The 13,578-nt window shown below is 70.3% G+C and carries 11 protein-coding genes; 2 read left to right on the top strand and 9 right to left on the bottom strand.

The window, feature by feature from the left end:
* Nucleotides 1-67: 67 nt before the first annotated feature.
* The 6 genes from pstS to mshD all read right to left on the bottom strand — a co-directional run bounded on the left by pstS (nucleotide 68) and on the right by mshD (nucleotide 6,835).
* Entirely contained in the window at nucleotides 68-1,201 is a 1,134-nt protein-coding gene (gene pstS, locus ACFWDI_RS37945; RefSeq protein ID WP_385311314.1) for a phosphate ABC transporter substrate-binding protein PstS, read from the bottom strand.
* A 228-nt stretch (nucleotides 1,202-1,429) separates the two neighbouring features.
* Nucleotides 1,430-1,855 (bottom strand): NUDIX hydrolase, encoded by a 426-nt coding sequence (locus tag ACFWDI_RS37940; protein ID WP_385311312.1) that lies wholly within the window; start codon nucleotides 1,853-1,855, stop codon nucleotides 1,430-1,432.
* A gap of 10 nt (nucleotides 1,856-1,865) precedes the next feature.
* Nucleotides 1,866-3,005 carry a CHAD domain-containing protein gene (locus ACFWDI_RS37935; RefSeq protein WP_385311310.1) on the bottom strand — a complete coding sequence of 380 codons (1,140 nt, stop codon included), beginning with the start codon at nucleotides 3,003-3,005 and terminating at the stop codon, nucleotides 1,866-1,868.
* Nucleotides 2,992-5,220, bottom strand: a complete 2,229-nt coding sequence (locus tag ACFWDI_RS37930) for an RNA degradosome polyphosphate kinase (protein WP_385311308.1) — start codon at nucleotides 5,218-5,220, stop codon at nucleotides 2,992-2,994. Before ACFWDI_RS37930 ends, ACFWDI_RS37935 begins: the two co-directional genes overlap by 14 nt.
* Nucleotides 5,221-5,437: 217 nt before the next feature.
* On the bottom strand, nucleotides 5,438-5,731 hold the full coding sequence (locus ACFWDI_RS37925; protein ID WP_385311306.1) for a hypothetical protein: 294 nt from the start codon (nucleotides 5,729-5,731) through the stop codon (nucleotides 5,438-5,440).
* Nucleotides 5,732-5,911: 180 nt separating this feature from the next.
* Nucleotides 5,912-6,835 carry a mycothiol synthase gene (gene mshD / locus ACFWDI_RS37920; protein ID WP_385311304.1) on the bottom strand — a complete coding sequence of 308 codons (924 nt, stop codon included), beginning with the start codon at nucleotides 6,833-6,835 and terminating at the stop codon, nucleotides 5,912-5,914.
* 484 nt (nucleotides 6,836-7,319) lie between these two features.
* On the opposite strand from mshD, the gene ACFWDI_RS37915 reads away from it, so the two are divergent.
* A complete protein-coding gene (locus tag ACFWDI_RS37915) occupies nucleotides 7,320-9,146 on the top strand; it encodes a bifunctional metallophosphatase/5'-nucleotidase (protein WP_385311303.1) in 1,827 nt (608 codons plus the stop codon).
* 160 nt (nucleotides 9,147-9,306) lie between these two features.
* Nucleotides 9,307-10,173, top strand: coding sequence for a phosphatidylinositol-specific phospholipase C (locus tag ACFWDI_RS37910; RefSeq protein ID WP_385311301.1), 867 nt, complete (start codon nucleotides 9,307-9,309; stop codon nucleotides 10,171-10,173).
* Nucleotides 10,174-10,177: 4 nt separating this feature from the next.
* Here the strand turns inward: ACFWDI_RS37910 and ACFWDI_RS37905 are convergent, their stop codons facing one another.
* From ACFWDI_RS37905 to ACFWDI_RS37895, 3 genes are read right to left on the bottom strand one after another with little or no spacing between them, the layout of a single operon-like run.
* Nucleotides 10,178-11,581, bottom strand: a complete 1,404-nt coding sequence (locus ACFWDI_RS37905; RefSeq protein ID WP_385311299.1) for a sensor histidine kinase — start codon at nucleotides 11,579-11,581, stop codon at nucleotides 10,178-10,180.
* Complete coding sequence (locus tag ACFWDI_RS37900; protein WP_385311297.1) at nucleotides 11,578-12,300, bottom strand: response regulator transcription factor; 723 nt, start codon at nucleotides 12,298-12,300, stop codon at nucleotides 11,578-11,580. Before ACFWDI_RS37900 ends, ACFWDI_RS37905 begins: the two co-directional genes overlap by 4 nt.
* Before the next feature lie 20 nt (nucleotides 12,301-12,320).
* Entirely contained in the window at nucleotides 12,321-13,382 is a 1,062-nt protein-coding gene (locus ACFWDI_RS37895) for a S1C family serine protease (RefSeq protein ID WP_385311295.1), read from the bottom strand.
* Nucleotides 13,383-13,578 lie beyond the last annotated feature (196 nt).

The following is a 13,578-nucleotide window of genomic DNA, read 5'->3' as shown; positions in this document are numbered from 1 at the left end:
CTCCCCTGGCGGCGGTGCACCGGATGGGTGGCCGGCGGGGGCGCAGGGCCCCCGCCGGCCTGTTGCGTTACTTCAGACCCGCGACGGTCTCGCGGACCTTGGTGTTGATCTCGGCTGGGATCGGGGCGTAGCCGGCGCCGGAGAGGAGCTTCTGGCCCTCGTCGCCGGCGGTGTAGGTCAGGAAGGACTTGACCGTGCCCAGGGTGTCGGCCTTGTTGCCGGTGTCGCAGACGACCTCGTAGGTCACCAGGACGATCGGGTAGGCGCCGTCGGCCTTGGTGGTGTAGTCGAGACCGAGGGCCAGGTCCTTGCCGGTGCCCTTGATCTTGGCGGCGGCGATCGCCTTGGAGGCGTTCTCGGAGCTGGCCTCGACCGGGGCGGCAGCACCCGTGTTGATCTTGACGGTCGGGATGGACTGCGAGGTCGCGTACGAGAGCTCGAAGTAACCGATCGAGCCCTCGGCCTGCTTGACCTGCGCGGCGACACCGGCGGAGCCGGAGGCGGCCTGGCCGCCCGGGGCCGGCCACTTCTTCTCGGCCTCGTAGGGCCAGTCGGCCTTGGCGGTGGCGCCGAGGTACTTGCCGAGGTTCGCCGTGGTGCCGGAGTCCTCGGAGCGGTGGAAGGCCTGGATCGCCTTGTCCGGGAGCTTGGCACCCTTGTTCAGGGCGGCGATCGCCGGGTCGTTCCAGTTCTTGATCTTGCCGTTGAAGATCTTGGCGATCGTCGAGGCGTCCAGGGTCAGGTTGTCGACGCCCGGCACGTTGTAGCCGATGGCGATCGGGCCGCCGACCATGGGCAGGTTGATGCCCTGGCCGCCCTTGCAGATCTTCTTGGACTCGGCGACCTCTTCGGGCTTGAGCGCCGAGTCGGATCCGGCGAAGCCGACGGTGCCCTGGTTGAAGGCGATGATGCCCTCACCGGACGAGGAGGCCTTGTAGTTGATCTCCACGCCCTTGCAGCCGGCCATGTAGTTCTTGACCCACAGGTCCATGGCGTTCTTCTGCGCGCTGGAACCGGATGCCAGGAGCTTGCCCTTGGCGCCGTCGCACTTGATGTTCGACGCCGCGTTGGTCTGCTCGCCCGTGCCGCCGGTGCCGCCTGCGTTGTCGTCCGAGCCACACGCCGTGAGAACCAGGGCGCCGGTCACGGCGATGGCACCGAGCGCGGTGGCGCGAAGCCCGTTCTTGCGCTGAAGCTTCACTTCGGGTGTTTCCTTCCAGGAGCCGCCGGACGCTGACCGGGTGTCTTTGGCGTTCTATGGCGGCGTGGTTCGGGGTGGGGGGCCGGCACTGTGCCGGTCACCGTGTAGGGCCGAAATTAGGCAGATCAGGTGAAGCGGCCAACGGGAGAGAGTGAACGGGAGGTGAACCGTGTCGGGCGGCCTGGTGCCTGTCGCCGTGTCGCCACTCGGCGTGCCGGTTCATGCGGTTCACGCCGAGTGGAGGGCCGCGAGCAGCGCGTCCAGGAGCGTGCGGTCGCGCGGCTGGGTGAGGCGGCTGCGGGCCGCTGTCGGGGAGAGCCAGAGGATGCGGTCGACCTCCTCGTTCGGGGTGAAGGTTCCCGTGGTCGCCTCGGCGGCCCAGTAGCTGACCTGCTTGGGGCGTCCGTTCGCAATGTAGTGCGCGGTGGGGAGGCGGGCACCGGGGACGCACTGGTGGCCGGTCTCCTCGAGCACTTCGCGCAGCGCGCCGAAAAGGGCGTCCTCGCCGCGCTTCAGCTTGCCCTTCGGGTGCGACCAGTCGTCGTACTTGGGACGGTGTACGAGGCAGATCTCGATACCGTCGTCCCCGTACGGGGAGCGGCGCCACAGCACACAGCCGGCGGCCGGCACGACGTCGTCCCCCAGGCGATTCACGACGCCGCCCTCACGGTGCCGTCACCGCCGCGGCCCTCTGCCACACCTGCTGGAAGGCGAAACGGGCGGCCTCGACCTCGTGCCGCTGATCGGCGTGCAGCACACCCAGGGCGTACGCGGTGGCCGGGGCGATCCGCGGCGTACGGGCTGCGGTGGCGGCCGCGTCGGCGGCTTCCGCGGCGTCGCGGTGGCGGTCGAGGACCAGCCCCGCATGGCACAGCACCGGGTCCGTCTTCGGGTGCAGCACCTCCTGTGCGTACCGGTGCAGTCTCAGCAGCAGCCGCACCTGGTGCCAGGGCGCGTCCTGTGCCTCTCCGGCCGATGCGGCGGCGAGGCCGTGCACCAGGGCCTCCGCGTTGTACGGATGTGCCGCGCGGGCCAGCGGCAGTGCGGCCACCGCCTCCAGGAACCGGCGCTCGGCGAGCTCCGCGGGCAGCGTCAGGGCCTCGGCGGCCGGGGCGCCGGCCGGCGGGCCGAGCGGCAGCTCGGAGGCGAGTACCGCGACGGCGTCGGCGACCGCGTGGAAGCGGGAGGAGCCGAGCGCCTGGAGCGCGGCGGAGTGGGCGCGGGTCCGGGCGAGGGTGAGCTGCCGCTCCAGCAGGGCCCCGGCCCGTGCGGCACCGACCGTGAGCGTGCCGGTACTGCGGGACGTCCCGGCGCCGGGCTCGAAAGCACCAGGCTCGAAAGCGGCGGCCTCCGAAGCGGCGGCCTCCGAAGCGGCGGCCTTCGAAGCGGCGGCCTCGAGCGGGCCGAGCTGCCCCCTCGCGGGCGGCAGCGGTGCCGCACCCGAGAGCCGGGACAGCGCCTCCAGCAGCCGGCCGAGCCGTGAGGTGCAGGCGTGCTCCTGGGCCAGAGTGGCGGACAGCCAGGCCAGCTCGGTGCGCAGACCGTCCGCCCAGGCGGGGTCGAGCAGCGGCCGGAAGGTGTGCAGCGTTCCGCTGATCCGCCGGGACGCCTGGCGCAGCGCGCGGGCGGCCGCCGCCACGCCCGCCGTGTCCGCGCCGCTCTCGCTGTGCAGCCGCAGACTGCGCAGGAAGTCGCCCGCCTGCGCATGGAGATACCGGGCAAGGGCCTCGCCCGCCGTGACCGCGGCCGGGAGACCGGCCGGGACGGCGGCAGTGTCCTGCCGGGAGATATCAGGGCTGTGCACGCCGGCGCCTCCGGGCGTCTATGAGCATCTCCTGTATGTGCCGCAGCGGCTGGCCTTCCGAGTCCGTGGAGTGCCGGATCCACGCGCCGTCCGGGCCGAGATGCCAGGAGGACGTGCTGTCGGACATGCCGCTCTCCAACAGCCGGGTGAGGGCCGCGCGGTGGGCCGGGTCGGTGACCCGTACCAGTGCTTCGATACGGCGGTCGAGGTTGCGGTGCATCATGTCGGCGCTGCCGAACCACACCTCGGGCTCGCCGCCGTTGCCGAAGGCGAAGATCCGGGAGTGTTCCAGGAAGCGGCCGAGGATCGAGCGCACCCGGATGTTCTCCGAGAGGCCGGGGACTCCGGGGCGCAGCGCGCAGATGCCGCGGACCCAGATGTCCACCGGCACACCCGCCATCGCCGCCCGGTAGCAGGCGTCGATGATCGCCTCGTCCACCATCGAGTTGACCTTGATGCGTACGTAGGCGGGCCGTCCGGCGCGGTGGTGTGCGGCTTCCTTGTTTATTCGCGCGATCAGGCCGTCGCGCAGGGACTTGGGCGCGACCAGCAGACGGCGGTACGTCTCGCGGCGCGAGTATCCCGAGAGCCGGTTGAACAGGTCCGAGAGGTCCGCGCCGACCTGCGGGTCCGCGGTCAGCAGCCCCAGGTCCTCGTACAGGCGGGCCGTCTTCGGGTGGTAGTTGCCGGTGCCGACGTGCGAGTAGCGGCGCAGTGTGTCGCCCTCCTGGCGGACCACCAGCGACAGCTTGCAGTGGGTCTTCAGGCCGACAAGGCCGTAGACGACATGGCAGCCGGACTCCTCCAGCTTGCGCGCCCACTTGATGTTGGCCTGCTCGTCGAAGCGGGCCTTGATCTCCACCAGTACCAGGACCTGCTTGCCCGATTCGGCGGCGTCGATCAGCGCGTCGACAATCGGGGAGTCGCCGGAGGTGCGGTACAGCGTCTGTTTGATGGCGAGCACGTCCGGGTCGGCCGCGGCCTGCTCCAGGAAGGCCTGTACGGACGTCGAGAACGAGTCGTACGGGTGGTGCAGCAGTACGTCACGCTCGCGCAGCGCCATGAATATGTCCGGCGCGGAGGCCGACTCGACCTCGGCGAGATCCCGGTGGGTGCCCGCGATGAACTTCGGGTACTTCAGCTCGGGCCGGTCCAGCTTCGCGATGCCGAAGAGGCCCGTCAGGTCCAGCGGACCGGGCAGCGGGTAGACCTCGGCGTCGGACACCTTCAGCTCGCGGACCAGCAGATCGAGCACGTACGGATCGATGGACTCCTCGACCTCGAGCCGCACCGGCGGCCCGAAGCGGCGCCGCATGAGCTCCTTCTCCAGTGCCTGCAGAAGGTTCTCCGCGTCGTCCTCCTCCACCTCCAGGTCCTCGTTCCTGGTCACCCGGAACATATGGTGCGCGAGCACCTCCATGCCGGGGAACAGCTCCTCCAGATGCGCGGCGATGACGTCCTCGAGAGGGACGTACCGCTGCGGGGAGGCCTCCAGGAAGCGGGACAGCAGCGGCGGGACCTTCACCCGCGCGAAGTGGCGGTGGCCGCTGACCGGGTTGCGCACGACGACCGCGAGGTTCAGCGAGAGGCCGGAGATGTACGGGAAGGGGTGCGCCGGGTCCACGGCCAGCGGGGTCAGGACCGGGAAGATCTGCTGCCGGAAGAGCGTGAAGAGGCGGGCCTGCTCCTTCTCGGTGAGGTCGGGCCAGCGGATGAGGTGGATGGACTCCTCGGCGAGCGCCGGGGCGACGTCCTGCTGGTAGCAGGCGGCGTGCCGGGCCATGAGCTCGCGGGAGCGGTTCCAGATCAGGTCCAGGACCTCGCGGGGCTGCAGGCCGGACGCGGAGCGGGTGGCGACGCCGGTCGCGATACGGCGCTTCAGGCCGGCCACCCGGACCATGAAGAACTCGTCCAGGTTGGACGCGAAGATCGCCAGGAAGTTCGCTCGTTCGAGCAGCGGGGTGGCGGGATCCTCGGCGAGCTCCAGGACGCGCTCGTTGAACGCGAGCCAGCTTCGTTCGCGGTCGAGGAACCGTCCCTGGGGCAGTTCGGCGCCGCCGCCCTCGTGATCTTCCTCGTACGCGTCGAGGTCGGCATCGATGTCGGGCTCGAGATCGGACACCGTGGCCGCGACGGTGTGTGGCCGGTGCGCGGCGATGGAACCGACGGACGGCTGGGGGTGCTGGACCGGTACCTCGGCGGGCTGGTGGCTCATGAACCCATTGTTCCGCGCGGAGAGGAAAACGGGCGCGTCGGAAGGGGCCGGGGTGAGGGGGATCTTGCCGTTGGGGGAGGCGGGCACAGCGGGCTGCATTGAGAGAGGGTCGCAAGGGTGTCTGAATGCCCGGTAACGACGACATGACATGCAGGCGCGGTCGTGATGAGCGGAGGTCGGCCGGGGGCTTTACGCAGCCCCCGGCTGCCCGCGGTGATCAGCAGGGCCGCGAGGGCCGGCGGGCCGGCGTGACGGACTGGGTCCAGGACAGGGCGGTCGTGCCGCGCTCCAGCTCGCGGCCGGTAAGGACACCGTCGACGTGGACGGCGACGGCGAGCGGCAGCCACGCGATCACAGTGGCGGCGAGGCTCATGTTGCCGCTGTACTCGAACGCCGGGGACGAGGTGAAGTCCTCGAGGCACGGGGGCAGTCCCGAGTCGGGGGAGCCGCAGGGGCCGCCTGCCCGCGCGGCCTCGAGCCCGACCGTGCGGAACCGGGCCAGGGGTGCCACCGAGGCGGCGAGGAACGCGGCGGTGACGAGCAGCGCGTGGTGCAGCCGGAGGACCGATCAGGTCAGCCCCTTGGCGGCGAGTGAGCTTCTGCCGCCGCCACTCCGCGCTCGGCGTGAGCGGTCAACTGCTCCCGGCCCCTGGCCTTTCGGTCGCTCAGGACTCCGCCGGCGGGATCCCGGTCAGGACTCGGTCCGGTACATGAGATCCACCTCGTGGGTGACAAAGCCGAGGCGCTCGTACACCGTCAGCGCGGCCGTGTTGTCCGCGTCGACGTAGAGCATCGCGGTCGGCAGCCCCTCGGCGGCGAGATGGCGCAGCCCGATCGCGGTGAGGGCCTTGCCGAGGCCGCCGCCCTGCGCCTCGGGCCGGATGCCGACGACGTACACCTCACCGAGGTGCTCCGCGGCGTGCACCTTCGTCCAGTGGAAGCCGATGAGTTCCCCTTCGCGCTCGGCGAGGAAGAAGCCCTTGGGGTCGAACCACGGCTCGGCCTTGCGGTCGTCGAGGTCCCGCTGTGTCAGGGCCCCCTGCTCGGGGTGGTGGGCAAACGCGGCGGCGTTCACGGCGAGCCAGGCGGCGTCGTCCTGCCCCGGCACGAAGGTGCGTACGGTGACGCCGGGCGGGAACACCGGCTCGGGGATGTTCAGCGGGTTCAACGGCCGCCGCAGCTGGCGCAGTTCACGGAAGAGGGTCAGCCCGAGCACCTGGGCCAGATGCCGCGCGGCGGACTTCCCGCCGTGCGCCCACACCCGCAGCCGCTTACCGGACGCCGCCAGCAACGCGGCCCCGAGCGCCCGCCCGTGACCGTGCCCGCGGTGCGAGGGATGCACGACCAGCTCGGCGGCCGGGGCCTCGACGGGGTCGGTGTCCTCCAGCTGCGCGTACCCGACGAGCTCGTCGGCGACGGTGAGAAGGAGATGCCGAACGCCCTCCCGCTTCCCGCCGCGCAGCTGCAGCCGCCCCTGCTCGGAGACGGCCTGCATCCCGTCGGACCGGGCGGCGTGACCGAGCATGCCGAGTACGGCCTGGGCCTGCTCGGGCGTGAGCTCCTCGAGGGTCTGAATCTGCCGGCCGGGCTCGAGTGCGGCTGTTGCGTCTGTCATGGGTCGAGGGTACGGCGGGGGGGTGGGGGTGCGGGATCTGCGCGGCTCGGCATTTGCCCGCAGGTCGGTGGAAGTTGTTCAACAGATTGTTGGACGGTGGGATCGGGCCAGATGCATGCCGACTGCCGCAAGCGGTGGAGGTGGGCGCGGTCGAAGCCCTCGGGTCCGGGAACTCCGTGACGATCATCTCGGTGTTCACCTTGAGCGGCCCCACACCCGCGCGCCCCACTGCGCGCCCCGCACCCGCGCGCACCGCGCGACCGGCTTCGGCCTGCCGGTCAACTCCAGCAATTCCGAGGACAGTTCGGATGGCTTCTGATGTTCCTGCTCGTATATGTCCGCAGTGCGGGTGATACGCGGAGAACTACCCGTTGACGAACGAAGGCAACCAGGTTGTAACCCGCTAGCCCCTGTCGTGCTACGCGCGTTGACTCTAGGCTGCCGCTCGCAGCCCTCACACCACGCTGAACTGACAAGGGGACAGATGTCAGCGCCACAACAGAAGAACCGCGCGACCCGGCGGACCCGGCGGATACTCGCCACCGCCGCCGGACTGGCCACCGTCGGCGCGCTCGTCGCCGCGATGCCGGCCAATGCCACCAGCAGCAGCGACCGCCACGGCGACCGTCACCACAAGCCCGCACGCACTGTCGATGTACAGCTGCTCTCCTTCAATGACCTGCACGGGAACCTGGAGCCGCCCGCCGGCTCGGCCGGGACGGTCAGTGAGAAGCAGGCCGACGGCACCGTCAAGGCGATCCCGGCCGGTGGTGCCGAGTATCTGGCGACCTCGCTGCGCGGTGCGCGCAAGGGGCACCCGTACTCCATCACCGCCGCCGGCGGCGACATGGTCGGTGCCAGCCCGCTGCTCTCCGGGCTCTTCCACGACGAGCCGACCATCGAGGCGCTCAACAAGATCGACCTCGATGTGACGGCCGTGGGCAACCACGAGTTCGACGAGGGCGCGGTCGAGCTCGCCCGGCTCCAGAAGGGTGGCTGCCACCCGGTCGAGGGCTGCTACGAGAAGGGGAAGAAGTTCAAGGGCGCGGACTTCCCCTACCTCGCGGCCAACGTCACCAAGGAGACGACCGGCAAGCCGATCCTCAAGCCGTACACGGTCTGGAAGAAGAACGGCGTCAAGATCGGCTTCATCGGTGTGACCCTCGAGGGCACGCCGGACATCGTCAACGCCAACGGCATCAAGGGCCTCAAGTTCAACGACGAGGTCGAGACGATCAACAAGTATGCCAAGGAGCTCGACCGCCAGGGCGTGAAGTCGATCGTCGCGCTGATCCACGAGGGCGGCTCGCCGGCCTCCTCCTCGTACAACTACGACTGCGACTCGCCGGGCGCGGGCGACGGCATTTCCGGCCCGATCGTCGATATCGCCAAGAACATCACGCCCAAGGTGGACGCGCTGGTCACCGGCCACACCCACCAGGCGTACGTGTGCACGGTCCCGGACCCGTCCGGCAAGCCGCGCATGGTCACTTCGGCGGCCTCGTACGGCAAGCTCTACACGGACACCACGCTCACGTACGACCGTCGCACCAAGGACATCGTCCGTACGTCGGTGAAGTCGGCGAACCACATCGTCAGCCGTGACCAGGCCAAGGCCGAGGACATGACGGCGCTCATCGCGCGCTGGAACAAGCTGGCCGCGCCGGTCGCGAACCGCCCCCAGGGCTGGATCTCCGCCGACATCAACGGCCGTGGATCGACGGCGCCCGAGAAGCCGCTCGGCGACCTGATCGCGGACGCGCAGCTCGAGGGCCTGGCCCCGGCGGACAAGGGCGGGGCGCAGCTCGCGCTGATGAACCCGGGCGGGATCAGGTCCGACCTGGTCTTCAAGGCCTCGGGCAGTGAGGGCGACGGGGTGGTGACGTACGGCGAGTCGTTCACCGTGCAGCCGTTCACCAACATGATGAACGTCGTCGACCTGACCGGCGCCCAGCTGATCACCACGCTCCAGCAGCAGGTCAGCGGCCCGAACGAGGCCTCTCCGAAGATCCTTCAGGTCTCGAAGGGCTTCACCTACACCCTGGATCTGAAGAAGACGGGTGCGGCCCGGATCGATGTGGCCTCGGTGAAGCTGAACGGCGTCGCGATCGACCCGGCGAAGACCTACCGGGTCGCGATGAACGAGTTCCTGGCGGGCGGCGGTGACGGTTTCCCGGTGCTGAAGGAGCACAAGAACAAGCTGGTCGGCGCCTCCGACCTGGATGTCTTCAACGCCTACCTGGTGGCGAACTCGACGGCGGCCAAGCCGATCACGCCGCCGGCCGCCGACCGGATCACGGTCGTGCAGTAGCGGTACCGGCACGTTGACGGTGGGGCGGTGGGCCAAGTGCCTGCCGCCCCACCGGCGTTGTGGGAGCGTGGCGGACTTCTGAGGCGGGATTCGGCCACTCCCGACCGACGGGTACACGACCCTGTTCATTCTTGACGTGACCCCGCCATAATGCCGGACCATGGACCGACGGAGCTTTCTCGCGGGTGCGGCAGCCGTCTCCGCGACCGCCCTCATCGGCGCACCGGCGTTCGCCGCGCCGCGGCGCACTCTGTCCGCGCAGGACTGGATGGCGGGCGCCGGCGACTCGACCGCCCTGGCACGGCTGACGATCCCCGGCACCCATGACTCGGGCGCGCGCTTCGGCGGCCTCTGGACCGAGTGCCAGAACACCACCATCGCCGACCAGTTGAACAGCGGCATCCGCTTTCTGGACGTACGGTGCCGGATCACCGGCGACTCCTTCGCCATCCACCACGGAGCGTTCTACCAGAACCTGATGTTCGGCGATGTGCTCATCGCCTGCCGGGACTTCCTCGCCGCCCACCCCTCCGAGACGGTCCTGATGCGCGTCAAGCAGGAGTACTCGCAGGAGAGCGACGCCGCCTTCCGTCGTGTCTTCGACCTGTATCTGGACGGCAAGGGCTGGCGCTCGCTGTTCCGTATCGGCGACGGGCTGCCGACGCTGGGCCAGGCGCGCGGCAAGGTCGTGCTGCTCGGCGACAACGGCGGACTGCCCGGCGTCCGCTACGGCGACGGGAACCTCTTCGACATCCAGGACGACTGGAACGCCGCGCCGAACGCCAAGTACCCCAAGATCGAGACGCACTTCCGCAAGGCGGCCCAGCAGCCCGGCAAGCTGTACATCAACTTTGTCAGCACCTCCGCGTATCTGCCGCCGCGCTGGAACTCCGACAACCTCAACCCGAGGGTCCACTCCTTCATCGACGGCTCCGAGGCGAGTGGGTGGAAGGGGCTCGGCATCGTGCCGCTCGACTTCCCCAACACCCGGTCGGGCCTGGTCGATTCACTCATCCGGCACAACTGACCGGCTAGGCGGTCGGCGGTGGGGTCGCCGCCCCGGGCAGCCGGATCACCGCGCGCGTTCCGCCGCCCGCCGCCGGAACGAGCGCGACCTCGCCGCCCGACTGCTGGACCGTACGGGCCACGATCGACAGCCCGAGCCCCGATCCCGGCAGCGCACGCGCGGACGGCGAGCGCCAGAACCGTTCGAAGACATGCGGGAGTTCATCGGCGGGGATACCGGGACCGTGGTCCCGTACCGTCAGCTCGCCGCCGCTGAGAGCCACCTCGACCGTCCCGCCCGGCGGCGAGAACTTCACCGCGTTGTCCAGGACATTGACCACCGCCCGCTGCAGCGCGGCCGGCTCCGCCCGCACGTACCAGGGCGCCAGCTCCGCCGTGAAGGTCAGCTCGGGGCCGCGCAGCCGGGCCCGCTCCAGCGCGGCCTCGGCGATCTCGTGCATCGCGACGACCTTCAGCGGCTCGGGGTGGACGGCGTCCGGCCGGGACAGCTCCTGCAAGTCACCGATGAGCACGGCCAGTTCGGTCATCTGCGCCGTGACCGAGGCCATCAGCGCCGTACGGTCCGCGGGCGGGAGCGCCCGGCCCGTCTCCTCGCTGCGCGCCAGCAGCTCGATATTCGTACGCAGCGAGGTCAGCGGCGTACGCAGCTCGTGCCCGGCGTCCGCGATCAGCTGCGCCTGCCGGTCCCGCGAGGAGGCGAGCGCGGCGGTCATGGAGTTGAAGGACCGGGACAGCCGGGCGATCTCGTCCTCGCCCTCGACCGGGATACGTACGGTCAGATCCTCGGTACGGGCGACATGCTCGACCGTCTCGGTGAGCTGGTCGACGGGCTTGAGACCGGCCCGCGCGACCCAGAGACCGGCGGCGCCCGCGCCGAGCACGCCGATGCCCGCGAGGGCGGTGAGCAGCAGCGCGAGCCGGTTCAGCGACGCTTCGATCTCCGCCAGCGGACGCGAGACCGACACGGCGACCGTGCCCCACTGCGGGCCGAGGGGAACCAGAGTGGTGCGGACGCGTACCGGGGCACCCCTGTCGGTGATGCCGTCGTGCAGTGTGTCGGTCCTGGTGCCCGCCGCGACGGCGACGTCCGGCGCCTGGACCTTCACCGGCTGCGAGTCCGGCGCGACACAGCGGTCCCCGCGCGCCCCGACGATCTGGATGTACGCGAACCCCGAGGCGTGAGCGTCGACGGTCTCGTTCCGCGGGGTGCGACAGGCGATCAGGGCCTGCTGCACCGTGCCTTCCGGAGCGCCGGTGTTCCGCAGAGAGGTGTCGAGTTCGGCGCGCAGCTGGGAGCTGGTCAGCAGCCAGCAGGCGACGGACACCGCCGCGACCGCCACCGCGACGGCCAGCGCCACCAGCAGCGCCAGCCGGGACCGCAGAGGCAGCGTACGGAACCTTCTGATCACTCCGCGCCGCCCGACCGCAGCGCGTAGCCCACGCCACGCACCGTGTGGACCAGCCGCGGCTCGCCGGCCGCCTCCGTCTTGCGACGCAGATACATCACATACACATCCAGCGAATTCGAACTGGGCTCGAAGTCGAAGCCCCACACGGCCTTGAGGATCTGCTCCCGGGTGAGCACCTGACGCGGGTGCGCGAGGAACATCTCCAGGAGCGTGAACTCCGTACGCGTCAGCTCCACCCGGCGTGTGCCGCGCATGACCTCGCGGGTCGCCAGGTCCATCCGCAGATCGGCGAAGGCCAGCACGTCGTCGTCGGTGGCGGCGCTCCCGGCCGTCGCGTACGAACTGCGCCGCAGCAGCGCCCGCACCCGGGCGAACAGCTCGTCCAGCTCGAACGGCTTGACCAGATAGTCGTCGGCTCCCGCGTCCAGCCCCGTCACCCGGTCGCCGACCGTGTCCCGCGCGGTCAGCATCAGGATCGGCGTCGTCGATCCGGCGGCGCGCAGCCGACGGGCCGCGGTCAGACCGTCCATCCGGGGCATCTGGATGTCGAGCACGATCAGATCGGGCGCGTACGCCTCCGCCCGTGCGAGGGCGTCGACACCGTCGACGGCGACCTCGGTCCCGTACCCCTCGAAGGCGAGAGACCGCTGGAGCGCCTCACGGACGGCGGGTTCGTCGTCGACGATGAGGATGCGGTCGCCTTCACGGGAGGTCGTCATGGCATCAGCCTCGCATGCGCTCAGCTGCTGCCGCCGGAGCGCAGGTCGTCCAGGTCGGCCTTGACCGTGTCGACGGGGATGGCGAAGCCGAGGCCGACGCTGCCCGCGGTGGAGCCGGAGCCCGAACTGGGCGAGTACATCGCGGAGTTGATGCCGATTATCTCGCCGTTCATGTTGATGAGGGCGCCACCGGAGTTGCCGGGGTTGAGGGAGGCGTCCGTCTGGAGGGCCTTGTACGTCGTCTTCGACGAGCCCGTGTCGCCGTTGAACTGCTGCCCGCCGAACTCGAAGGGCCAGCCGCCGCCCTGCTGCTGTTGCTGCTGACCTTGGTCCTGCTGTTTCGCGACGGTGACATCACGGTTGAGCGCGGAGACGATTCCGCTGGTCACGGTGCCGGTCAGGCCCTCGGGCGAGCCGATGGCGACGACCTCGTCGCCGACCTTGACCTTGCTGGAGTCGCCGAGCGCCGCCGCCTTCAGGCCGCTGGCGCCCGCCAACTTGATCAGGGCCAGATCCTTGTCCGGGTCGGTGCCGACGACCTTGGCCGTGTACGTCTTGCCGCTGCTGAGCCGCACCTTGACGGAGTCGGCCCCGGAGACGACGTGGTTGTTGGTGATGATCTCGCCGTCGCCGGTGATGATCACGCCGGAACCGGTGGACTGCCCGGCGGAGGAGGTCGCGCTGATCTCGACGATGCTCGGCGACACGGCCTGCGCGACGCCGGCGACGGTGCCGGTGCTGCTCTGCGAAACATTGGTGCCGGTCACGCCGGTGCCGCTGCTGCCGGTGCCGTTGTCGGTGAGCCGCTGGGCCAGGACGGACGCGCCGCCGCCGACGGCCGCGGCGACGATGGCAACGGCGGCGATGAGCGCGACGGGCCGCTTGGCCCTGGCCCGGTGAGCGGGCCCCCCGCCGGGACCGGCCTGCACGACCCCGCCCGGAGGCTGATACCCGGCGCCGCCGTCTCCGGGCCAAACGGTGACGGGCGGGGTGGGCTCATGAATCGGAGGCGGGGGGTATCCGCCGGTGGTGTACGGCTGCTGCTGGCCCTCGTCGCCGCTGCGGCGGTAGTAGTCCGTCATGGCAATGACTGTCGGGCGCGTAGATGAGAGCGGGCTGAGGAGGCGCTAAGAAGCCTGACAGAACCTGTTGCCCGGGCATCTGGTCATGGTGGGCCGGGGGATTCCCCTATCCCGCCCCTTCCCGAAACTGGGGGCTGCGCCCCCAGACCCCCTGCCGGGGGAAGGGTTGTGTGGGGGCTGACGCCCCCACACCCTG

The organism is Streptomyces sp. NPDC060064 (assembly GCF_042736455.1).
Classification (GTDB): Bacteria; Actinomycetota; Actinomycetes; order Streptomycetales; family Streptomycetaceae; genus Streptomyces.
The sequence above is the reverse complement of the archived record's forward strand: the minus strand, read 5'-3'. Positions and strand labels throughout refer to the sequence as shown.

Bases quoted from the DNA above. Each gene is read 5' to 3' on its own strand.
- ACFWDI_RS37900 (WP_385311297.1), bottom strand. From the start codon at position 12,300: ATGACGACCTCCCGTGAAGGCGACCGCATCCTCATCGTCGACGACGAA.
- ACFWDI_RS37895 (WP_385311295.1), bottom strand. From the start codon at position 13,382: ATGACGGACTACTACCGCCGCAGCGGCGACGAGGGCCAGCAGCAGCCG.
- ACFWDI_RS37910 (WP_385311301.1), top strand. From the start codon at position 9,307: ATGGACCGACGGAGCTTTCTCGCGGGTGCGGCAGCCGTCTCCGCGACC.
- mshD (WP_385311304.1), bottom strand. From the start codon at position 6,835: ATGACAGACGCAACAGCCGCACTCGAGCCCGGCCGGCAGATTCAGACC.
- ACFWDI_RS37915 (WP_385311303.1), top strand. From the start codon at position 7,320: ATGTCAGCGCCACAACAGAAGAACCGCGCGACCCGGCGGACCCGGCGG.
- ACFWDI_RS37930 (WP_385311308.1), bottom strand. From the start codon at position 5,220: ATGAGCCACCAGCCCGCCGAGGTACCGGTCCAGCACCCCCAGCCGTCC.